The sequence below is a fragment of the Actinomadura physcomitrii genome (genome assembly GCF_008923205.2).
Lineage (GTDB): Bacteria > Actinomycetota > Actinomycetes > Streptosporangiales > Streptosporangiaceae > Spirillospora > Spirillospora physcomitrii.
This window is the reverse complement of record NZ_WBMS02000014.1, coordinates 184073-205134: the sequence shown is the minus strand read 5'-3', so window position 1 is coordinate 205134 and position 21062 is coordinate 184073. Positions and strand designations below refer to the sequence as shown.

19 protein-coding genes are annotated in these 21062 nt (G+C 74.8%); 9 read left to right on the top strand and 10 right to left on the bottom strand.

Going from position 1 to position 21062, the window contains the following annotated elements; translation table 11 throughout:
* Positions 1–13 precede the first annotated feature (13 nt).
* Genes F8568_RS19825 through F8568_RS19810 form a run of 4 tightly spaced genes read left to right on the top strand, consistent with a single transcriptional unit; the run spans position 14 to position 4003 of the window.
* Positions 14–1429: a PfkB family carbohydrate kinase gene (locus tag F8568_RS19825; RefSeq protein ID WP_151595048.1), complete on the top strand. Its 1416-nt coding sequence runs from the start codon at positions 14–16 to the stop codon at positions 1427–1429.
* Positions 1426–2103: an SDR family oxidoreductase gene (locus F8568_RS19820; protein WP_151595047.1), complete on the top strand. Its 678-nt coding sequence runs from the start codon at positions 1426–1428 to the stop codon at positions 2101–2103. The genes F8568_RS19825 and F8568_RS19820 overlap by 4 nt, the downstream gene beginning before the upstream one ends.
* Positions 2094–3038 (top strand): glycosyltransferase family 9 protein, encoded by a 945-nt coding sequence (locus F8568_RS19815; protein WP_328600961.1) that lies wholly within the window; start codon positions 2094–2096, stop codon positions 3036–3038. The genes F8568_RS19820 and F8568_RS19815 overlap by 10 nt, the downstream gene beginning before the upstream one ends.
* 8 nt (positions 3039–3046) lie before the next feature.
* Entirely contained in the window at positions 3047–4003 is a 957-nt protein-coding gene (locus F8568_RS19810; protein WP_151595046.1) for an NAD-dependent epimerase/dehydratase family protein, read from the top strand.
* A gap of 18 nt (positions 4004–4021) precedes the next feature.
* Here F8568_RS19810 and F8568_RS19805 read toward each other — a convergent pair whose 3' ends face one another.
* The 3 genes from F8568_RS19805 to F8568_RS19795 all read right to left on the bottom strand — a co-directional run bounded on the left by F8568_RS19805 (position 4022) and on the right by F8568_RS19795 (position 6069).
* Positions 4022–4909, bottom strand: coding sequence for a polysaccharide pyruvyl transferase family protein (locus F8568_RS19805; RefSeq protein ID WP_151595045.1), 888 nt, complete (start codon positions 4907–4909; stop codon positions 4022–4024).
* A gap of 232 nt (positions 4910–5141) precedes the next feature.
* Positions 5142–5504, bottom strand: a complete 363-nt coding sequence (locus F8568_RS19800) for a fluoride efflux transporter FluC (protein WP_151595044.1) — start codon at positions 5502–5504, stop codon at positions 5142–5144.
* Positions 5505–5583: 79 nt separating this feature from the next.
* On the bottom strand, positions 5584–6069 hold the full coding sequence (locus tag F8568_RS19795) for a fluoride efflux transporter FluC (protein ID WP_328600960.1): 486 nt from the start codon (positions 6067–6069) through the stop codon (positions 5584–5586).
* A 316-nt stretch (positions 6070–6385) separates the two neighbouring features.
* On the opposite strand from F8568_RS19795, the gene F8568_RS48340 reads away from it, so the two are divergent.
* Positions 6386–6550 carry a sigma factor-like helix-turn-helix DNA-binding protein gene (locus tag F8568_RS48340; RefSeq protein WP_328600959.1) on the top strand — a complete coding sequence of 55 codons (165 nt, stop codon included), beginning with the start codon at positions 6386–6388 and terminating at the stop codon, positions 6548–6550.
* 6 nt (positions 6551–6556) lie between these two features.
* On the opposite strand, the gene F8568_RS19785 is transcribed toward F8568_RS48340, so the two are convergent.
* Positions 6557–7408 (bottom strand): S1 family peptidase, encoded by an 852-nt coding sequence (locus F8568_RS19785; protein WP_151595043.1) that lies wholly within the window; start codon positions 7406–7408, stop codon positions 6557–6559.
* Positions 7409–7520: 112 nt separating this feature from the next.
* Here F8568_RS19785 and F8568_RS19780 point away from each other — a divergent pair, with 112 nt between their 5' ends.
* Positions 7521–8510, top strand: coding sequence for a Gfo/Idh/MocA family protein (locus tag F8568_RS19780; RefSeq protein WP_151595042.1), 990 nt, complete (start codon positions 7521–7523; stop codon positions 8508–8510).
* Here F8568_RS19780 and glpK read toward each other — a convergent pair.
* Both glpK and F8568_RS19770 read right to left on the bottom strand, forming a co-directional pair.
* The gene (gene glpK / locus F8568_RS19775; protein ID WP_151595041.1) at positions 8486–10003 is read right to left on the bottom strand and encodes a glycerol kinase GlpK; all 1518 of its coding nucleotides are present in this window, start codon (positions 10001–10003) and stop codon (positions 8486–8488) included. The two genes, F8568_RS19780 and glpK, sit on opposite strands and share 25 nt — an antisense overlap.
* Before the next feature lie 54 nt (positions 10004–10057).
* Positions 10058–10909 (bottom strand): MIP/aquaporin family protein, encoded by an 852-nt coding sequence (locus tag F8568_RS19770; protein ID WP_151595040.1) that lies wholly within the window; start codon positions 10907–10909, stop codon positions 10058–10060.
* A gap of 293 nt (positions 10910–11202) precedes the next feature.
* Between F8568_RS19770 and F8568_RS19765 the strand changes: the two genes are divergently transcribed.
* Complete coding sequence (locus tag F8568_RS19765; RefSeq protein WP_151595039.1) at positions 11203–12048, top strand: siderophore-interacting protein; 846 nt, start codon at positions 11203–11205, stop codon at positions 12046–12048.
* Positions 12049–12082: 34 nt separating this feature from the next.
* On the opposite strand, the gene F8568_RS19760 is transcribed toward F8568_RS19765, so the two are convergent.
* Together F8568_RS19760 and F8568_RS19755 are read right to left on the bottom strand one after the other, a co-directional pair.
* Positions 12083–13441: an ABC1 kinase family protein gene (locus F8568_RS19760; protein WP_328600958.1), complete on the bottom strand. Its 1359-nt coding sequence runs from the start codon at positions 13439–13441 to the stop codon at positions 12083–12085.
* A gap of 100 nt (positions 13442–13541) precedes the next feature.
* Entirely contained in the window at positions 13542–14222 is a 681-nt protein-coding gene (locus F8568_RS19755; RefSeq protein WP_160573669.1) for a QsdR family transcriptional regulator, read from the bottom strand.
* A gap of 134 nt (positions 14223–14356) precedes the next feature.
* On the opposite strand from F8568_RS19755, the gene F8568_RS19750 reads away from it, so the two are divergent.
* Together F8568_RS19750 and cphA are read left to right on the top strand one after the other, a co-directional pair.
* On the top strand, positions 14357–15190 hold the full coding sequence (locus tag F8568_RS19750; RefSeq protein ID WP_151595038.1) for a cyanophycinase: 834 nt from the start codon (positions 14357–14359) through the stop codon (positions 15188–15190).
* Between the two features lie 2 nt (positions 15191–15192).
* The gene (gene cphA, locus F8568_RS19745; protein WP_151595037.1) at positions 15193–17850 is read left to right on the top strand and encodes a cyanophycin synthetase; all 2658 of its coding nucleotides are present in this window, start codon (positions 15193–15195) and stop codon (positions 17848–17850) included.
* Here the strand turns inward: cphA and F8568_RS19740 are convergent, their stop codons facing one another.
* Both F8568_RS19740 and F8568_RS19735 read right to left on the bottom strand, forming a co-directional pair.
* Complete coding sequence (locus tag F8568_RS19740; RefSeq protein ID WP_151595036.1) at positions 17851–18663, bottom strand: phosphatase PAP2 family protein; 813 nt, start codon at positions 18661–18663, stop codon at positions 17851–17853.
* A gap of 74 nt (positions 18664–18737) precedes the next feature.
* Entirely contained in the window at positions 18738–20963 is a 2226-nt protein-coding gene (locus tag F8568_RS19735; RefSeq protein WP_151595035.1) for an MMPL family transporter, read from the bottom strand.
* Positions 20964–21062: the final 99 nt, after the last annotated feature.

Below are 21062 nucleotides of genomic sequence, written 5' to 3'. Positions count from 1 at the left end.
GCGAGGAGGCGAGATGAGCGCACCGCTGGTGGTGGTGGGCGACGTGCTGCTCGACGTCGACATCGTCGGCACGAGCAGCCGGCTGTGCCCGGACGCGCCCGTCCCGGTCGTCGAGCAGGCGGAGGAGCACGCCCGGCCCGGCGGCGCCGGGCTGGCCGCGCTGCTGGCGGCGGCCGGCGGCCGCGAGGTCGTGCTGGTCACCGCGCTCGCCGACGACGAGCCGGGGCGGCGGCTGCGCGCCATGCTGGAGCGGCACATGGAGGTCGCCGCGTTCCACCTGCACGGCGGCACCCCCTGCAAGCTGCGCATCCGGTCGGGAGACCAGTCGGTGGCGCGCCTGGACGCCGGGGAGGGGCGGGCCCTCGACGGGCCCGTCGGCCCGCGCGTCACCGACGCGATCGCGGGGGCCGGCGCGGTGCTGGTCTCCGACTACGGGCGCGGGGTGACCCGGCACCGCGCCGTCCGGTCGCTGCTCGCCGCGCTGCCGCGCGGCGTCCCGGTGGTGTGGGACCCGCATCCGCGCGGCGAGGCGCCGGTGCCGGGGACGCGGCTGCTCACCCCGAACGAGGAGGAGGCCGCGCGGCTGGCGGCCGCGGACGGCGCCGACATCACCGGGTTCGGGCTGTCGGCGGCGGGCCGCCGCGGCCGGCACCTCGGCCGGTCGTGGGGCATCGAGGGCGTCGCGATCACGCTCGGGTCGGAGGGCGCGCTGCTGTGCGACGGGTCGGAGGCGCCGTTCCTGGCGCCCGCCGACCCGGCCCGCGGCGACGCCTGCGGCGCGGGCGACAGATTCGCCGCCGGTACGGTGGAGGCGCTCGCGGACGGGGCGTCGCTCACCGGCGCCGTCACCGCGGGCGTGCGGCGCGCGTCGGACTACGTCCGGGCGGGCGCGGCGGCGGCCGTCGCGGCGCAGCTCGCCGAGTCCGGCACGGCCCGGCTCGTCCCCGAGCGCGGGGAGGACGCCTGGGACGTCGTCGAGCGGACGCGGCGGGCGGGCGGCACGGTCGTGGCGACCGGCGGCTGCTTCGACCTGCTGCACGCCGGGCACGTCCACATGCTGCAGCAGGCCCGGAGGCTCGGCGACTGCCTGATCGTCTGCGTGAACTCCGACGCCTCGGTGCGGCGCCGCAAGGGCCCGACCCGCCCGGTGACGCCCGCCGCGGACCGCGTCCGGGTGCTGGAGGCGCTCAGCGACGTGGACGCCGCGGTCGTGTTCGACGACGACACCCCGGCGCCGCTGCTGGAGCGGCTGCGCCCCGACGTCTGGGTCAAGGGCGCCGACTACGCCGGGACGATCCTGCCCGAGGCCGAGACGGTCCGGGCGCACAACGGAGAGGTGGTCCTGCTGCCCCTGCTGGAAGGGCGCTCCACCACGCGCCTGCTGTCCACCACGAACGCCCGACCGACCTCGAAGGGAAACGCGTCATGAACGTCCTCATCACCGGCGGGGCCTCCGGACTCGGCGCGGCCGTCGCGCGCAAGGTCGCCGAGGACGGGGGACGGCCCCTCGTCCTCGACCGGCACCCCCCGAAGGACGACTTCGAGCACATGCAGGCGGACCTGGCGGACCGGCGCTGCGCCGAGCGGGCCGTGCACGGGCTGGCGCGCGCGGCGGGCGGCCTGAACGCGGTCGTCACCGCCGCCGGCACCGACGCCTGCGGCACGCTGTGCGACGTGCCGGCCGAGGACTGGGAGCGGGTCGTGCAGGTGAACCTGCTCGGCACGGCCGCGGTGATCCGAGCCGCGCTCCCCTACCTGGAGAACGAGCCGATGGGGCGGGTCGTCACGGTCGCCTCGACGCTCGGCCTGCGGGCGCTGAGCGACGCCACCGCGTACTGCGCGTCCAAGTTCGGCGTCGTCGGGTTCACGCGCGCGCTGGCCGCGGAGACGGCCGGGAAGGTCGCCGTCACGATGATCGTGCCGGGCGGGATGGACACCGCGTTCTTCGACGACCGCACCGAGCGGTACAGGCCGGGGCCGGACGCCCAGCTGAACCGGCCGGAGGACGTCGCCGCCGCGATCGCCTTCGCGCTGCGGCAGCCGCCCGGCTGCGAGGTGCGCGAGATGGTCGTCTGCCCGTCGAAGGAGCCCTCGTGGCCGTGACGGCCGCCCGCCGCGCGCTGGTGCTGCGGGCGCTCGGGCTGGGCGACCTGCTCACCGCGGTGCCCGCGCTGCGGGCGCTGCGGCGCGGCATGCCCGGCGCGCGGATCACGCTCGCCGCGCCGCCCGCGCTGGCGCCGCTGGCGCTGGCGACGGGCGCGGTCGACGACGTCCTGCCGGCGGACTCCGGGCTCGGCCCGCTGCCGTCCGCGGGGCCGGTGGGCGCGGCCGTCAACCTGCACGGCCGCGGCCCGCGGAGCCACCGGGTGCTGGCGGCGCTGCGGCCCGGCCGGCTGCTGGCGTTCGCGCACACCGGCGCGCTGCACACCGACGGGCCCGACTGGGATCCGGGCGAGCACGAGGTGGCGCGCTGGTGCCGGCTGGTGCGCGCCTACGGGTTCGACGCCGACCCCGACGACCTGGACCTGGCTGCGCCGGCGGTCCCCTCGCCCGCGCCCGGCGCCGTCGTCGTCCATCCGGGCGCCGCGTTCCCGGCGCGGCGCTGGCCGGCGGAGCGGTTCGCGGCGGTCGCGGCGGCGCTGCGCGCCGGCGGCGAGCGGGTCGTCGTCACCGGCGGCCCGGGCGAGGGGGCGCTCGCGCACGGCGTCGTGGAGCTCGCGGGCCTGGACCCGCGGGACGACCTCGCCGGCCGCACCCACCTGCCGCAGCTGGCCGCGCTCGTCGCCGGCGCCCGGCTGGTGGTCTGCGGCGACACCGGCGTCGCGCACCTCGCGACCGCCTTCCGCACGCCGTCGGTGCTGCTGTTCGGGCCGACGCCCCCCGCCCGGTGGGGGCCGCCCGACCGGGCCGAGCACCGGGTGCTGTGGGCGGGGCGGTCCGGCGACCCGCACGGCGGCGAACCCCACCCGGGCCTGCTGGAGATCTCCGCGGACCAGGCCGTCGAGGCCGCCGGGAAGGCGCTCACGCTACACGCTTAGGAGGAACCATGAGGCATGCCCGCGCCGTCGTGACCGGAGGGTCCGGCTTCCTCGGCTCGCACCTGTGCGAGGCGCTGCTGGCCCAGGACATCTCGGTGGTCTGCCTGGACAACCTGCTGACCGGCACGTCCCGCAACATCGCGCACCTCGCCGGCCGGCGCGATTTCCGGTTCCTGAGGCGCGACCTCACCGAGCCGGTGCACGTGCCCGGCGACGTCGGCTACGTGTTCCACCTGGCGTCGTCGGCGTCCCCCGCGGACTACCTGCGGTACCCGATCCAGACGCTGGAGGTCGGCAGCCAGGGCACCCGCAACGCGCTGGAGCTCGCCGAGGAGAAGGGCGCCCGGTTCGTGCTGGCGTCCACGTCGGAGGTGTACGGGGACCCGCTGGTGCACCCGCAGCCGGAGACGTACTGGGGGAACGTCAACCCGGTCGGCCCGCGCAGCGTCTACGACGAGGCCAAGCGGTTCGGGGAGGCGCTGACGTCGGCGTTCCGGCTCTCCCGCGGCCTGGACAGCGGGATCGTGCGGATCTTCAACAGCTACGGGCCGCGGATGCGCCCCGACGACGGCCGGGCGGTCCCGACGTTCCTGCGGCAGGCGCTCACCGGCGAGGACCTCACCGTGACGGGCGACGGCTCGCAGACCCGGTCGATCTGCCACGTCCGCGACACCGTCCGCGGCATCATCGCGCTCGCGATGGCGGAGCATCCGGGGCCGGTCAACATCGGCAGCCCCTACGAGATCTCGATGGGCGACCTCGCCCGGGTGGTCGTGGAGCTGACCGGGTCGCCGTCGCGGATCCGGTTCGTCGACCGGCCGCGGGACGACCCGAAGGTGCGGCGGCCGGACACCGCGCTCGCCGAGGAGGTGCTCGGCTGGCGCCCCCGCTTCGGCATCGAGGAGGGGCTGCGCTCCACCATCGAGTGGTTCTCCCGCGAGCTGCTCATCGCCCGTCCCGCCTAGGCGTGCGCACGCGCGGGCTCAGGCGCGGAGGGCGGCCAGGAGGTCGGTGAGGAGGCCGGCGGAGGGGGGCTGGGCGGGGGTGCGGCCCGCGCCCCCGGGCGCCAGGCACCACCGCCACCACCGGTCGAGCTCCGCCGGGTCCAGCAGCGGCGGCGCGTCCCGCTCCCCCGCGGTGACCAGCGCGGGCCACGACCAGGCGCGGGCCTGCGCGGCGACCTTCGCGCCGCCGGCCACCGGGTCGACGGCCAGGGCCGGGACGCCGTTCTTCAGCGCGAGGACGAGCCCGTGCAGGCGCGTCGTGACGACCACGTCGAGGCGGCGCAGCGCGGACTCCAGTTCGGCGGCCGTGGCGAACAGCCGCCAGTCGCGCGGGTCGAGCCGGGTGTCGAGGGGCAGCCGCGCGCAGTCGAGACCGGCGAGCCAGGCCGTGAGCTCGGCCTCGATCCGCTCATGGCGGCGGCGCGCGCCGTACTCGCGCTGGCCGGGGGCGAGGACGACGCCGGCGACGGGCACCCGCCGGGTCTCCGGCAGCGCCGCCAGGTCGTGCCGCGCCGCCGTCCCCGGCGCGTCCCTCGGCAGGACGGCGTCGAAGCCGGTGACGGCGGGGTCGCCGGGGTCGATGACCGAGACGCCGACCGCGACGCGCCGGCAGCGCGCGTACCGGTGGTGCAGGTCCTCGACCTGCGCGCCGTGCAGCGGCCCGCAGGCGAACACCAGGTGGGTGTAGCGCGCCGGGTCCGCGGCGGCGAGGTCGAGGCCGCCCGGGCGGAAGACGGGGCTCCAGGCCAGGTCGCAGCCGATCCCGGCGCCGTCGAGCGCCCGCCGGACGGCCTCCATCGCCAGGACGTCCCCCGCGGTGGCCTCGCCGTGCAGGAAGCTCGGCCATCCGGTCACCAGTGCCCGCACGCCGTCGATCCTCTCCCTGGGCGGCACGCTGGTGCCTGCTACCCGGCAACCGCGCGTCCATGCGCCGTGACAGTTGAGACACCTGCCGGTTTACCGAAAGGGGCGGCTGGGAAGAGTCTCATCGCGGCCCACTCGCCGGCCGGGTTCTGCAAGGTCCCTTGGTCAGCGAGCCTGGGCCGCGCCACGTTCCGCCAGCGAAGCGGTGCTGTGCGGTACTGCGCGGTGCGCGGCGTCAGCCCGTGAACGCCTGCGCGAGCGCCATCCCGCAGTACGCGGCGCCGAGCCCGCCGGCGACGCTCGCGGCCGCGTTGAGGACGGCGTAGAAGCGGGCGCCGTCCTCGGCCAGCCGCAGCGTCTCGTAACCGAACGTGGAGTAGGTCGTCAGCGCGCCGCAGAGCCCCGTCCCGGCGAACGCCATCGGCCCACCGGACGCGGGCAGCGCCGCGAGGAACCCCAGCAGCGCGGACCCCGCCACGTTGACGGTGAACGTCCCCCACGGGAACAGCGAGTCGTGCCGGGCCTGCACGGCCCGGTCGGTGAGGTAGCGCAGCGGCGCGCCGAGTGCCGCGCCCAGCGCGATGAGCAGGACCGTCACGCCTCCCCTTCCATGGCGCGGCCCGCGGGGACGGGGGCCGGCGGTTCCCCGGGTCGTTCTTCCCGCCGGACCCGGATGCTCATGACCGCGCCCCGGGACGCGCGCGGACGGCGAGGCGGGCCAGCCGGACGCCCGCGAACACCGCGGCGAGCGCGGCGGCGAGCGTCCCCCCGAGGTACAGCAGTCCCGTTCCGGGAGCCCCGGCCGACAGCGCCTTCTGGAAGTCGACGATGTGGGTGGAGAAGGTGGTGTAGCCGCCGAGCACCCCGACGCCGAGGAACGGCCGGACGAGCCGGTGCACCCGCCGCGCCTCGGTGATCAGCACCATCAGCGCCCCGATCACCAGGCAGCCCGACACGTTGATCAGGAAGACCGGCCACGGGAACTCCCCCGGGCGGTACGGCATCGCCTCGGTGAGCCCGTGGCGGGCGAGCGCCCCGAGCATCCCGCCCGCCGCGATCGCGCCGAGCGTCGTCCAGGGCGCGCGGCGCAGCTCGAACCGCTGGCGCGGCACGCTGAGATCGATGTCGGGATCGACGGGGCGTCCCGTCACGGCATCGGGCACGGCACACTCCTACCAGCGGAAACCTCGGTCACCGGTAGGGACCGTCGGCGGACTTCACCGCGGTTCTCCCCCGTCCCGGGGACGGCGGGCCCCACCGCCGTGGCGCCTCTCCCCCGAGGCGCGGGCACAGTCTACCGATCACCGCGAGCGCGCCGGGCGCCCGTCCGCGCGCCGCGCGACTCGACGAACGTCGCCCGTGCGGCGGGCCGCCGCCGGAGGCGCGATCCGGTGTGAGGGGCGGTTCCCCGGGTACGGGAGGCGCAGCGATCAGCGACCCCGCCCATCGCCGGCAGCCCGCGAAGGAGACCGAACCCCCATGACGTCGGCGCTTTCGTCCAGCCCCCCGCGGTCCGATGACCGGCTCCGGCCGCTGATCGACGAGCTGCCCGAGCGCGAGCGGACGATCCTGCTGCTGCGCTTCTTCGGCAACAAGACGCAGACGCAGATCGCCGAGCAGGTCGGGCTGCTCGCGGAGGGCTGAACCCGGTCAGGGGCGCGGCAGCGCGCAGGACCCGCCCAGCACCACCTCGCCGCCCTCGCCGAGGCACCGCGCGAGCAGGTAGGTCTGCTGGGCGTAGTGGGCGCCGGGCCGCACGGTGAGGCGGCCGTTCCGGTCGACCTCGCACGGATTGTTCAGCGTGCAGCGCTCGCCGTCGTCGTTGCCGGTGCTGTTGACGGCGACGACGCGGTGGGTCACGGCGTCGATGACGGGCGACCCGGACGTCCCGTGAACGGCCCGGCACCGCGGCGCGTACCGGATGGAGTCCTTCCACGTCCAGCCGGCCTCCCTCAGCCGGTGGACGGTCGCGTCCGTCCTGCAGCCGTAGACGGTCCTCCAGTAGCCCGACACGATCCGGATCTCGGTGCCGTCCTGGGGCCGCGCCGTCGACAGCGGCAGCGCGGGAACGCCGTACCGTTCGCGGATCGCCGCATAGCTCTCGTCCAGGCGGTACACCGTGACGTCGGTGTCGGTCATCGTCGCGTACTCGACCCTCGCGGCCTTCAGGGTGCCGAGGGTCGTGCGGCCCGTCCGGCCGAGGAGCGTGAACGTCCGGGCGGAGGGCCGGTCGACGATGACCTGCCCGGGTTCCGGCATCCCGGTCTCGAGGCAGTGGCCGTTGGTCAGCACGAGCGCCTTGTCGGAGTCGCGCGAGCGCGGCCCGCGCACCAGGGAGCCGGAGCAGTTGCTGAGCGCGACGATGCCGGTGAAGTCGACCTCGCCGCGGCCGCGGGCCGCGGCCGGTGTCCCGGCGGCGCCCGCCGGAGCGGCCGGGAGGACGGTCGCGGCGCTCGCGAGGACGACCGAGGCGGTTGCGGCTCCGGCGAATCGTCGGTTCATACGGATCCCCTCAAGTGAACACGGAATGTAAATATAGAGTGACAGAGCGTACCGGGGAGGCTAGATCATCTCCGCCGCCGGGGGAAGGACCGCCACCCCGTACGATCGGCGCATGACCGACTCACCGCTGCGCTGGGGCATCCTCGGGACGGGCGGCATCGCCTCGGTGTTCACCGAGGACGTGCTGCGCCTCCCCGGCCACGAGGTGGCCGCCGTCGGCTCGCGCTCGCACGGCACCGCCGCCGCGTTCGCGGAACGGTACGGCGTCCCCCGGGCGCACGGCTCCTACGCCGGGCTCGCCGCCGACGACGGCGTCGACGTCGTGTACGTCGCCACGCCCCATCCCCTGCACTACGAGCCCGCGCGGCAGTGCATCGAGGCGGGACGGGCCGTGCTCGTGGAGAAGCCGTTCACCACGAGCGCCTCCGACGCCGAGAAGCTCGCCGCGCTCGCCCGCGAGCGCGGCGTGTTCGCGATGGAGGCGATGTGGACGCGGTTCAACCCGCTCGTCCGGCGGCTCCGCGACCTGGTCGCCGAGGGCGCGATCGGCGACGTCACGGCCGTGTACGCCGACTTCTCCATCACCGCCGCCTACGACCCCGAGCACCGGCTGTGGTCACCGGAACTGGGCGGCGGCGCGCTGCTCGACCTCGGCTGCTACCCGCTGTCGTTCACCTGGCCGCTGCTCGGCCCGCCCGCGTCCGTGCAGGCCACCGCGTCGCCCGCGCCGACCGGCGTGGACGCCAACACCGGCGTCCTGCTCGGCTACGAATCGGGCGCGGTGGCGCTGCTGCACTGCGGCCTGCTCGGCGACTCGCCGCACACCGCGACCGTCATCGGGACACGGGGCCGCGTCGACGTCGCGTCCCCGTTCTACCGCCCCGCGTCGATGACGGTCGTGCGGACCGGCGGCGACCCCGAGGTCCTCACCGCCGGCATCGACGGGCACGGCTACACCTACCAGGCGGAGGAGGTGGCGCGCTGCCTGCGCGCCGGCCTCACCGAGTCGCCGCTGATGCCGCTGGACGAGACCGTCGCGATCCTGCGGACGATCGAGGAGATCACCGCGCAGTTCGGTCAGTCGACCTCCACCCAGCCGTAGGTGCGCTCGACCGCCTTCTTCCAGCCGGCGTAGCCCTTGTCGCGCTGCTCGTCGTCCCAGGTGGGCAGCCAGCGCTTGTCCTCGTTCCAGTTCTGGCGCAGCTCGTCGGTGGTGTTCCAGAACCCGACGGCGAGGCCGGCGGCGTACGCGGCGCCGAGCGCGGTGGTCTCGGCGACCACCGGCCGCGACACCGGGACGCCGAGGATGTCGGCCTGCATCTGCATGCACAGCTCGTTCGCCGTCACGCCGCCGTCCACCTTCAGCACGTCCAGCGAGACACCGGAGTCCTCGCGCATCGCCTCGACGACGTCCTTGGACTGGTAGCAGATCGACTCCAGGGTCGCGCGGGCCAGGTGCGCGTTGGTGTTGAACCGCGACAGCCCGACGATCGCGCCGCGCGCGTCCGACCGCCAGTAGGGGGCGAACAGGCCGGAGAACGCGGGCACGAAGTACACGCCGCCGTTGTCCTCGACCTGCCGGGCCAGGTTCTCGCTCTGCGCGGCGCCGGCGATGATGCCGAGCTGGTCGCGCAGCCACTGCACCGCCGACCCCGTCACCGCGATCGAGCCCTCCAGCGCGTACACCTGCGGGTGGTCGCCGAACTTGTAGCAGACCGTCGTGAGCATCCCCGCCTTGGACCGGACGAGCTCCTCACCGGTGTTGAGCAGCAGGAAGTTGCCGGTGCCGTAGGTGTTCTTGGCCTCGCCGGGCGAGAAGCACACCTGCCCGACCGTCGCGGCCTGCTGGTCGCCGAGGATGCCGGTGAGCGGCACCTCCCCGCCGAGCGGGCCGTCCGCGCGGGTCACCCCGTACGGGTCGGGCGCCGACGACGGCCTGATCTCGGGCAGCATCGAGCGCGGGATGCCGAAGAACGACAGCAGCTCGTCGTCCCAGTCGAGGGTCTCCAGGTCCATCAGCATGGTGCGGCTGGCGTTGGTGACGTCGGTGACGTGCACGCCGCCGTCCGTCCCGCCGGTGAGGTTCCACAGCACCCAGGTGTCCATGTTGCCGAAGACGGCGTCGCCGCTCTCCGCGGCCTCCCGCACCCCGTCGACGTTCTCCAGGATCCACTGGACCTTGCCGGCGGAGAAGTACGTCGCGGGCGGCAGCCCCGCGCGGTGCCGGATCGTCTTGCCGCGGCCGTCGCGCTCGAGCGCGGAGGCGATGCGGTCGGTGCGGGTGTCCTGCCAGACGATCGCGTTGTAGTACGGACGGCCGGTGCGGCGGTTCCACACCAGCGTCGTCTCGCGCTGGTTGGTGATCCCGAACGCGGCCAGGTCGTCGTGGTGCAGGTTCGCCTTGTTCAGCGTCGTCTGGACGACCGCGCGGGTGCGCTCCCAGATCTCGGTGGGGTTGTGCTCGACCCAGCCCGCGCGCGGCAGGATCTGCTCGTGCTCGAGCTGGTGGCGGGCGACCTCGTCGCCGCCGTGATCGAAGATCATGAACCGGGTGCTGGTGGTGCCCTGGTCGAGGGCGCCGACGAAGTCGGCCATGCGGCTCTGCCTTTCTGCGCGGGACGTTCTGGAGCGGGGACGGGGCGGCGCCCGTCACTCCTCGACGTCGTACTCGGGCCTCGGCTCGGTGCCCCCGGGGCCTTCCTCGGGGATGTTGCGGCCGATGAGCAGGATGTACAGGCCGGCGCCCAGGATGCCCCCGATGACCGGCGCGACGAGCGGCACCCAGAAGTAGAAGTGCCCGTACTGATCTCGCCAGGCGTTGTCGTAGCCGGTGATGTACTGCGCGAGCCGCGGGCCGAAGTCGCGCGCCGGGTTGATCGCGTACCCCGCGTCCGAGCCGAACGCCATGCCGATCGCGACCACGACGAGCCCGATGATGAGCGGCGCCATGTTCGCCAGCGGCGGCGAGTTGCGCACGTCGGTCAGCGCCAGCACCAGGAACAGCAGGATCGCGGTGCCGATGATCTGGTCGCGGAACGCGCCCCAGGTGTGCAGCGGCAGCGACCCGTTGCCCGGCATGGTGGAGAACACGAACTGCGTCTTCGTGGTGTGCCCGGGGTCGAACTTGGCGAGGATCTCGCTGTAGTCCCACCGGACGAGGAGCGCCGCGATGAACGCGCCGAGCACCTGGGCGAAGATGAACGGGAGGACCTTGCGCCACGGGAAGCCCTTGAAGACCGCGAGCGCGATCGTCACCGCCGGGTTGATGTGGCCGCCGCTGAGCCGCGCCGACACGTAGACGCCGAGCGTCACGCCCCAGCCCCACGCCCAGGTGATGGCGTCGTGGCCGCCGAGGCTCTGCGGGGCGCCGAGCCCGCTGCCCGCGATGGCCTGCGCGACGACGCCCACCCCGAACAGGATGAGGATCAGCGTCCCGGCGAACTCCGCGGACATCTCGACGACGATGTCCGGGAGCCTTCGTGCTCGCGGGGGCAGGGCCATCTCTCCTCCTCCGGGTCGTGACGCGACGCACAATGATCATTACTGTGCGCATTCCTTCCCCGGTGAGCCGCTCCTACACAGCCGGTGACGATCAGTGCCCCCCGGAAGCCCCCCTCCAGCCACCAGGACGGCCGCCCTCGCGCGATCTTCGCGTGCAGGAGCATCGGCCGGGGCCCCCGGGCGCAGGCGACGGAACGCGGGGGCGCGGAACGCGGGGGCGCGGCGGAGCAATCCTGACGCGTCAGAGGTTAGGGTTACCTAATCACCAATGATCCATTTCGGCGGAGGTCCGCATGGCCACGGAACCGGTACGCAAGGGGCGCAGGCTCAACCGGGGGACGGTGCTGCGCACCGAGCGCCTCACCCCGCACATGATCCGCGTGGTGCTCGGCGGCGAGGGCCTCGCCGGCTTCGGAGCCGGCGCGTTCACCGACCACTACGTCAAGCTGCTGTTCCCGAAGCCGGGCGTGGCGTACCCCGAGCCGTTCGACATGGAGAAGGTCCGCGCCGAGATGCCGCGCGGCCAGTGGCCGAGCGTCCGGACCTACACCGTCCGGGCCTGGGACCCCGAGGCCGTCGAGCTGACCATCGACTTCGTCCACCACGGCGACAAGGGCATCGCCGGGCCGTGGGCGGCGGGCGTCCGGCCGGGCGAGGAGATCTTCTTCAACGGCCCCGGCGGCGCCTACGCGCCCGCCGCCGACGCGGGCTGGCACCTGCTCGCCGGGGACGAGAGCGCGCTCCCCGCGATCGCCGCGTCCCTGGAGCGGATCCCGGACGGCGTGCCCGCCCGGGTGTTCATCGAGGTCGCGGGCCCCGAGGAGGAGCAGGACCTGCGCACGCCCGCCGGCACCGAGCTCGTCTGGCTGCACCGCGACGGCGGCCAGGTCGGCGACCTGCTCGTCGAGGCCGTCCAGAAGCTCGACTTCCCCGACGGCGAGGTGCACGCGTTCGTGCACGGCGAGGCCAACTTCGTCAAGGCGCTCCGCCGCCACCTGCGCGTCGACCGCGGCCTGCCGATGGAGCGGCTGTCGATCTCCGGCTACTGGCGCCGGGGCCGCGATGAGGACGGCTGGCAGTCGAGCAAGCGCGACTGGAACCGCCAGGTCGAGGAGGAAGAGGCCCAGGCCCTCTCCTGACGGCGGTCTCCGCGCTCGCCGGCCGCGGAGCGCCTCAGGCGGTGGCTTCGGTCTGGTCGTCGAGGTCGGGGCCGTCGTCGTCGGCGAAGCCGGGGAGCCAGCGCTCGGCCTCGGCGCGGTAGTCGCCCTCCGCCTCCAGCTGGCACAGCACGCCGCCGCCTCCGGCCAGGGCGCGGCTCACGGCCAGGTACTGCGGCGGCAGCCGGAACTGGCGGGCGAGCGCGCCCGGCCGCATGTCGGCGGCGAGGCCGAGGCCGCGGGAGGTCTGCTCGCGCATCCATTCGCGGGTGTAGCGGAACCGGTCGACGGCGAACGGCGCGGCGTGCGGGGTGACGAGCGCGGCGACCTCCTCGGGGTCCACCTCCGCGTCGGGCGCGAGGAAGCCCTCCTCCCACAGCGCGTCGACGATCGCGTCGGGGTCGCCGAGCGTGCCGATGCGCAGCAGGCGGCCGATCGACCACTGCAGCTCGTCCGGGACGTGCGCGGCGCCGCCGAAGTCCAGGACGCCGAGCCGGCCGTCGTCCAGCAGCCGGAAGTTGCCCGGGTGCGGGTCGATGTGGATCATCTCGCAGCGGGACGGGCCGGACAGCAGGAAGCGGAACAGCAGCAGCCCGGCGCGGTCGCGCTCCTCCTGAGTCCCCCCGGCGATGACCTTGGCGAGCGGGGTGCCGTCCAGCCACTCGGTGACCAGCACGTTCCCCGACTGCGCGACGACCGCCGGGACGACGAAGTCGGGGTCGCCGGCGTAGGCGTCGTGGAAGGCGGTCTGGGCGCGGGCCTCGTCGACGTAGTCGAGCTCCTTCTGCAGCCGCCGCTTCAGGTCGGCGACGACCGGCTTGACCTCGACGCCGGGGAACAGCGGCGTGATCACGCGGCTGAGCCGGGAGATCTGGTTGAAGTCGCTCATCAGCGCGTCGGCCGCGCCCGGGTACTGCACCTTGACCGCGACGGTCCGCCCGTCGTGCCAGACGGCCTTGTGCACCTGGCCGATGGACGCGGCGGCGGCGGGCCGGTCGTCGAACTCGGCGAACCGGTCGCGCCAGTCCTCGCCGAGGCCTTCGGCGAGGACCTCGTGCGTGGTGGCGGCCGGCATCGGCGGCGCGGCCTCCTGCAGCCGGGTGAGGCTCGCGCGGAACGGCGCGGCGACCTCCTCGGGCAGCCCGGCCTCGAAGATCGACAGGAGCTGCCCGACCTTCATCGCGCCGCCCTTGAGCTCGCCGAGCACGGAGAACAGCTGCTCGGCGGTGCGGCGCTGGACCTCCAGCGCGACGGCCTCGGCGGGCCGGCCGATGGTGCGCTTGCCGAAACCGAGAGCGGTGCGCCCGGCGAAGCCGAGCGGGAGCGTCGCCAGTTTCGCGGTGCGCGTCACCGCGCGGCGGGGGATGTCAGTCACGGCCCGGCCGTCCCTCGTTCGACAGTGCGTCCAATGATCTCCAGCCTCTCATGGCGGGTGAATGCCACGTAATAGTCATTCCCGCTAAAAACTTCAGCGCTCAGACGGGCTCGGAGATTCCCTCGCCGTCCCGCGGCCGGTGCCCGGGGCCCGCGGGCACGCCGCGCCGGCAGGGCCGCAGCAGCAGCTCCACCACCTCGAGGGCCTGCTCGATCTCCGGCCGGTTCCCGCCCAAGTAGTGCGCGTACATGAACGAGTCCGCGATGCGGACGACGGCCTGCGCGAGCGTCCGGGTCGGCAGCGGCACCCGCAGCGCGCCGCGGTCGATCTCCCGCTGCAGCTCCCGGGTCAGCAGGTCGGTCGCGCGGTCCTCGATGGTGCCGGGCATCGTCGCGAGCCGGATGAACAGCCGGGGCTCGCGCTCGGTGAACGCCTTGAGCGGCGCGGCGTCCACCACCGCCCGCATGAAGCGGTCCAGCACCGTGAGGATCCGCTCCGGCCCGGTGCCCCGGACGCCGCGCGCCGCGACCCGGTAGGTGCGCTCGGTCATCTCCGCCAGCACGCCGCCGAGCAGCTGCTCGCGACTGCCGACCCAGCGGTACAGGGTGGCGCGTCCGACGCCGAGCTCGGCGGCCAGCGCGGACATGTCGATCGGCTCGCCCCGCAGGTAGTGCGCGGACGCCGCCGCGAGCGCGGCCTCGGGCCCGGCCGGACGGCGCGCGGGCGCCGGGGCGGAGGGCGGGCCGGAAGGCCCGTTCGGGGGAACGGAGCTGCCGCTCATCCGCCCAGCATGACACAGCGGAACGGATGCTCCGGCAGGCGCGCGAAGGCGGGTCCGGGAGCCGCGAAAAGGCCTTTGCCGTGACGCCTCGCGAATGCTGGACTACCCAGGGTGATCAAGGGTAGGCGGTAGATGTGAAGGACAGAAGCGGGGACGCCGGACGCAAGGGCCGGCTGCTGATCATCGGCGGGGCGGAGAACCGGACCTGCGGGGCCGGGCCCCTGGAGACGTTCGTCGAGCTGGCCGGCGCGGAGGACGCGCGGATCGTGGTGGTGACGACCGCGACCGAGGTCCCCGAGGAGGTCGCCGAGGAGTACACCGCGGTGTTCGGGCGGCTCGGGGTGCCGTCGGTGCGGGAGCTGCGGCTGCTCGGCCGCGCCGCCGCCGACGCCGCCGCGACGCTGCGCGCGCTGGACGCGGCGACCGGGGTGCTGTTCAGCGGCGGCGACCAGTCGCGGATCCGGACGCTGGTCGGGTCGCGGACCAACGAGCTGCTCAAGCGCCGGTTGACGCAGGAGGGCCTGGTCATCGCCGGGACGAGCGCCGGCGCGACCGCGATGGGCCATTGGATGATCCTCGGCGGCCACGGCCACGAGGTCGCGGCGTCCAGCGTGAAGGTGGGGCCGGGGCTGGCGCTGCTGGACAACGTGCTGATCGACATGCATTTCAACGAGCGGGGGCGGCTGCCCCGGCTGCTGAGCGGCATCGCGCTGGACACCCGGCTGCTCGGGGTCGGGATCGACGAGGACACCGCGATCGTGGTGGGCGACGGGCAGTTCCAGGTGGTCGGCACGGGGGGCGTGACGGTCGTCGACGCGGGCCAGTCGACGGTCGCCTACGCCGCGTCCGACGACGAGCCGATGGCGATGTTCGACGTGTCCCTGCACCTGCTGCCCGCCGGCTGCTCGTTCCAGATGCACGACCGCCTGCCCGCGATCGGCACGATGCGCGGGCCCGGGGAGGAGTGACCGTGCGGCTCGATCATGTGCGCCGCCTCGGCGGCCCGAACGTCTACCTGAACCGCCCGGTCGCCGTCGCGCGGCTGGACCTGCAGCGCCTGACCGGGCACGAGACGACCGACCATCCCGGTTTCGCCGAGCGGCTGGTGGCGGCGCTGCCGGGGCTGCGCTCGCACCACTGCTCGGCGGGGCGGCCCGGCGGGCTGCTGGACGCGATGGCCCGCGGCACCTATTTCGGTCACGTCACCGAGCACGTGACGCTGGAGCTGTCCGGCCTCATCGGCCGGGAGGTGTACTTCGGCCGGACGGTCCGCGCGGGCGGTCCCGGCGACTACGAGCTGATCCTGGAGTGCCCGCGCGACGAGCCGTCCGGCAGTGACGTCGTGGAGCGGCTGATCGGGCTGGCGGTGCGGACGGTGACCGCGGCGCTGTCGGGGGCGGTGCCGGACCCCGCGCCCGGCCTCGCCCCGATCGCCGCCGCCTACGAGGAGAGCAGGCTCGGGGTGAGCACCGCCGCGCTGGCGCGCGCCGCCCGCGAGCGGGACGTGCCGGTCCGCCGCGTCGGCGACCTGAACCTGCTGCGGCTCGGTTACGGGCGGCACCACCGGACGGTGTGGGCCGCGATGACCGACGGCACGTCCGCGATCGGGATGGAGATCGCGGCGGACAAGCGGCTGGCGCACCGGGTGCTCGCGGACGCCGGCCTGCCCGTCCCGGAGGGCCGGGTGGCGCGGTCGCCGGCCGAGGCGCTGGAGGCGCTGCGGGAGATCGGCGCGCCGGTGGTGGTCAAGCCGCTGTCCGGGCACCAGGGCGAGGGCGTGCACATCGAGCTGTCGGAGCCGCCCGAGGTGGTGGCGGCGTTCACGGCGGCGGCGGGCGAGGAGGGCCGGGCCGAGCCGTGCGGGGTGCTCGTCGAGTCCTACGTCCCCGGCCGCGACTACCGGGTGCTGGTGGTCGGCGGGCGCGTCGCCGCGGCGGCCGAGCTGACCGCCGCGCGGGTCACCGGGGACGGGACGTCCACGGTCGCGGAGCTGGTGGAGCGGGTCAACGCCGACCCGGCGCGCGGCGAGGGCCACGACCGCCCGCTCACCCGGCTCGCGCTCGGCGCGACGGAGCTGGCGCTGCTGGCCGGGCAGGGCCACGGCCCGGACACGGTCCCCGCGGACGGCGAGACGGTCCGGCTGCGCCGCAACGCGAACCTGTCGACCGGCGGGACGAGCCGGGACGTCACCGGCGACGTGCATCCGGGCGTCGCCGCGATGTGCGTGCGGGCCGCCGCGACCGTCGGGATGGACGTGTGCGGCATCGACCTGCGGCTGCCCGACATCGGCTCGGCGCCGCCCGCCGAGCGCGGCGCCGCCGGGATCCTGGAGGTGAACGCCGCGCCGGGGCTGCGCATGCACCTGGCGCCGTACGAGGGCGAGCGCCGCGACGTGGCGGGCGACATCATCGGCCTGATGTACCCGCCGGGGACGCCGTCGCGGGTGCCGGTCGTGTCGGTGACGGGCACCAACGGCAAGACCACCGCGGTCCGGATGATCGCGCACATGCTGGAGCTGGACGGCGTCCGCACCGGCATGACCAGTACCGAGGGCGTGTACGTGGGCGGCCGGCTCGTGCACCGGTCCGACGCGTCCGGGCCGCGGTCGGCGGAGATGGTGCTCTTCGACCGGTCGGTGGAGGCGGCGGTGCTGGAGACGGCGCGGGGCGGGATCGTCCGGCGCGGCCTCGGCTACGACCGCGCGGACGTCGCGGTCGTCACCAACATCACCCGCGACCACCTCGGGATGGACGACACCGAGTCGCTGGACGACCTGGTCGGCATCAAGGCGCTCGTCGCCGAGGAGATCCGCCGGGGCGGCCGCCTGGTGCTGAACGCCGAGGACGGGCCGTCGGCGGGGCTGGCCGGACGTCCGGCCGTGCGGCGCCGCGAACCGGAGCTCTGCTACTTCGCGATGTCGGCGGACGCGCCGGTGCTCGTCCGGCACCTGGAGGACGGCGGCACCGGGTACTGCGTCGAGCACGGCTGGCTGACCGAGGCGCGCGGCGGGCGCCGGACGCGGGTGCTGCCGGTGGAGGAGGTGGCGGGCGCGTTCGGGGGCCGCGCCGCGCACGTCGTCGCGAACGCGCTGGCGGCGCTGGCGGCGGCCCGCGCGCTGGGCGTGCCGGTGGACGTCGCGTCCGAGGCGCTGCGCACCTTCGACCCGCACACCCGCAATCCGGGGCGCGGGTGCGTGTACGAGGTCGAGGGCAACCCGGTACTGGTCGACTACGCGCACAACCCGGCGGCGGTCACCGCGATCGGCGCGTTCGTGCGGGCGCGCTGGGGCGGGGGCGGCGTGGCGGCCGTGACCCTGCCCGGCGACCGGTCCGACGAGCTCGTGGCGGAGACGGCGCGGGCCGTGGCGGGCGCGTTCGGGCGCGTCGTCGTCTACGAGGACGAGGACCTGCGGGGCCGCCGCTCCGGCGAGATGACCCGGCTGATCGTCCGGGGGCTCCGGGAGGGCCGCCCGGACGTGCTGCACCACCCGGCCGGCGACCTGAAGGGGGCGCTGGCCTCGGCGCTGGACATGGCCGGGCCGGGCGAGCCGGTCCTGCTGCTCTACGAGAAGCTGGAGCCGGTCGTCGAGCTGCTGGAGACCCTCGGCGCCGAGCCCGCGGCGCCCTGACTAGGACGTCTCCGGTTCCGCGGCGCGCGGCGGGCCCGCCGCGGGCAGGACGGGCGCGGGGGCCCGCAGCAGCAGGACCGCGACGGCCAGCAGCGCGAGCACCACGATCCCGTCCATCCAGTAGTGGTTGGCGGTGCTGACGACGACGGCGACGGTGAGGACGGGGTGCAGCAGCCACAGCCACCGCCACCGCGTCCGGCACGTCACGACGAGCCCGATCGCGATGATCGCGGCCCAGCCGATGTGCAGCGACGGCATCGCCGCGTACTGGTTGGCCATCGTGTCGTGCTGCGGCGACCCGTACACCGACGGGCCGAAGCGGGCGGCGGTGTCGATCAGGCCGGTGGCGGGGAGCATCCGGGGCGGCGCCAGCGGGACGAGCAGGTGCAGCGCGAGCGCGCCCGCCGTCAGCGCGACCAGCACCCGGCGGATCCACCGGTAGTGCGCGGGCCTGCGCAGGTAGATCCAGAGCAGGAACAGCGCCATCGCCGGGAAGTGGACGTAGGCGTAGTAGCAGTTGGCCGCGTGCACCAGGAACTGGCTGTGCAGCAGCCCGTGCTGGAGGTGCAGCTCGCTCGGCAGGTCGAGGGCGCGCTCGACGTCCCAGATCCGGTGCGCGTTGCCGAACGCCTCGCTCACCCGGTCGTTGGCCAGCAGCCGGCCGAGCTTGTAGACCGTGAACAGCGCCGCGATCAGCAGCAGCTCGCGGACCGGCCGCGGCCGCCCGCCCGGCCGTCCCCCGCCCGGTCCACCCGGTCTGCGCAGCCGCGCGAACGACGAGACCGGCCGGGACGGCTGTTCGAGGAGGCTCATGGTGCGGTCCTTTGGCGGGCGGGTCCGCCGCGCTCGGCCGAGGCGGCGGCTGCTGGGACGGCCCGGGCCGCGGGTCAGGTCACGGCCGGGTCGAGCTCGCGCTCGCCCTGGCCGGGGCGCGGCGCGGGGGCGCCGCCGCCGTGGCCGTCGTGGAGCAGATGCCGAAGCCTCTCACCTTCGACGTCCACATTGGGCAGGATGCGCGCGAGCCACCGCGGCAGCCACCAGGCGGACCGGCCGACGAGCGCCATCACCGCCGGGACGATCGTCATCCGGACGACGAAGGCGTCGAAGGCGACGCCGGCCGCCAGCGCGAAGCCCATCATCTTGATCATGGACTCGGAGGAGGACAGGAACCCGGCGAACACCGCGATCATGATCACCGCGGCGGCGGTGACGACGCGGGCGCCGTGCCGGAAGCCGGTGACCACCGCCTCGCCGGGCGGCGCCCCGTGCACGTGCTCCTCGCGCATCCGGGTGACCAGGAAGACCTGGTAGTCCATGGCCAGCCCGAACACCACGCCGATCATGAAGATCGGCATCATGCTCATGATCGGGCCGGTGGTGTCGACGCCGAACAGTCCGGACAGCCAGCCCCACTGGAACACCGCGACGACCGCGCCGAACGTGGCCGCGACGGTGAGCAGGAACCCGAGCGTGGCCTTCAGCGGCACGAGCAGCGACCGGAACACCAGCATCAGCAGGAGGAACGCGAGCCCGACGACGAGCCCGAGGTAGGGCGCGAGGGCGCTGGACAGCTTGGCCGACACGTCGATCATCATGGCCGTCCGGCCGGTGACCATCGCGCCGGCTCCGGTCTGCGCCTTCAGCCCATCGGCCTTGCCGCGGATCGCCGACACGAGGTCCTCGGTCCGCTGCGAGCTGGGGCCGCTCTTCGGGACGACGGTCAGCACCGCGGTGTCGCCCTTCGGGCTCGCCTGCGGCGGCGTCACGGTCACCACGTCCGGCAGCGCCCGGATCTGCCCGGCGAACCGCTGCCCGGCCGCCTGCGCGTCCGGGCCGTCGACGACGACCATCAGCGGGCCGTTGAACCCGGGCCCGAAGCCCTTGTCGAGCAGGTCGTAGGCCTGGCGCTGGGTGGTGGCGGGGGCGGCGGCCTCGTCGCCGGGCATGCCGAGCCGCAGGTCCAGCGCCGGAGCGGCGATCACGCCCAGGCCGGCGACGGCGAGCAGCAGGACCGGCAGCGGGCGGCGGACGACGAACCGGGCCCAGCGCTCGCCGAACGGCGGGCGGCCCCGGCGCGAGACGCCGCCGCGCAGGAACGGGATCGCACCGCCGAGCACCTTGCGGCCGGCGAAGCCGAGCAGCGCGGGCAGCAGGCTGAGCGCGATCAGGACCGCGATCACCACGGCGAACGCGGCGGCGAACCCCATCTCGGTGAGCATCGGGATGTCGACCACGGCGAGGCCGGCCAGCGCGATGACGACGGTCAGCCCGGCGAACACCACGGCCGACCCGGCGGTGCCGACGGCGCGTCCCGCGGCCTCCTCGCCGGTGCGTCCCTCCCGCAGCTCGTGCCGGTACCGGGAGACGATGAACAGCGCGTAGTCGATCGCGACGGCGAGGCCGAGCATCAGCGCGAGCGTCGAGGTCATCGAGCTCATCTCGAACAGCCCGGTGGCCGCGGTGATCCCGGCCATCGCGATGCCGACGCCGAGGATCGCGTTCAGCAGCGGCAGCCCGGCGGCGATCAGCGACCCGAACGTGATGATCAGCACGACCGCGGCGACCGCGACGCCGATCACCTCGGTGGCGCTCTGCTCGGGCATCGCCTCGGTCGCGTCGCCGCCCATCTCCACCCGGAGCCCGGCGTCCCTGCCGGGCTGGGCGGCGGCGGCCAGCGCGTCGCGCGCCGCGTCGGTGAGGTCGATCGCCGGCACCTTGTAGGTGACCTGCGTGTAGGCGATCCGGCCGTCCTTCGAGACGGCCTTCGCCTGGTAGGGGTCGACGACGGACGCGACCTGCGGCGCCGCCTTGAGCCTGGCGACGACCTTCTCGACGCCCGCCTCGCCGGCGGGGTCGGTCACGGTGCCGCCGTCCGGGGCGGCGAACACGACCCGGGCGGTGGCACCGTCCGCCGACGCCTGCGGCATCCGGTCCTTGAGCAGGTCGATCGCCTGCTGGGACTCGGTGCCCGGCATCGAGAAGTCGTTGGAGGTGGGCCCCTTGAGCACGGCGGCGCCGACGCCGAAGAGCACGAGCAGCCCCACCCAGAGCAGCGCGACGAGCCGGCGGCGCCGGTACGAGAACCGGCCGAGCCGGTAGAGGAAGGTGGCCAAGAGAGCGTCCCATCGGTAACGGGGCGTGCGGACATGGCCCCACGGCGGCCGGCCGTCGGGCTGTCACTCGGTCAGGGGGGTGGTGGGGGTGGGGCCGCC

Excerpts from the sequence above, each read along its gene's own strand:
- F8568_RS19740 (WP_151595036.1), bottom strand. The coding sequence starts at position 18,663 with ATGAGCCTCCTCGAACAGCCGTCCCGGCCGGTCTCGTCGTTCGCGCGG.
- F8568_RS19785 (WP_151595043.1), bottom strand. The coding sequence starts at position 7,408 with ATGAACCGACGATTCGCCGGAGCCGCAACCGCCTCGGTCGTCCTCGCG.
- F8568_RS19780 (WP_151595042.1), top strand. The coding sequence starts at position 7,521 with ATGACCGACTCACCGCTGCGCTGGGGCATCCTCGGGACGGGCGGCATC.
- F8568_RS48340 (WP_328600959.1), top strand. The coding sequence starts at position 6,386 with ATGACGTCGGCGCTTTCGTCCAGCCCCCCGCGGTCCGATGACCGGCTC.
- F8568_RS19810 (WP_151595046.1), top strand. The coding sequence starts at position 3,047 with ATGAGGCATGCCCGCGCCGTCGTGACCGGAGGGTCCGGCTTCCTCGGC.
- F8568_RS19765 (WP_151595039.1), top strand. The coding sequence starts at position 11,203 with ATGGCCACGGAACCGGTACGCAAGGGGCGCAGGCTCAACCGGGGGACG.
- F8568_RS19825 (WP_151595048.1), top strand. The coding sequence starts at position 14 with ATGAGCGCACCGCTGGTGGTGGTGGGCGACGTGCTGCTCGACGTCGAC.
- F8568_RS19820 (WP_151595047.1), top strand. The coding sequence starts at position 1,426 with ATGAACGTCCTCATCACCGGCGGGGCCTCCGGACTCGGCGCGGCCGTC.
- F8568_RS19770 (WP_151595040.1), bottom strand. The coding sequence starts at position 10,909 with ATGGCCCTGCCCCCGCGAGCACGAAGGCTCCCGGACATCGTCGTCGAG.
- F8568_RS19755 (WP_160573669.1), bottom strand. The coding sequence starts at position 14,222 with ATGAGCGGCAGCTCCGTTCCCCCGAACGGGCCTTCCGGCCCGCCCTCC.
- glpK (WP_151595041.1), bottom strand. The coding sequence starts at position 10,003 with ATGGCCGACTTCGTCGGCGCCCTCGACCAGGGCACCACCAGCACCCGG.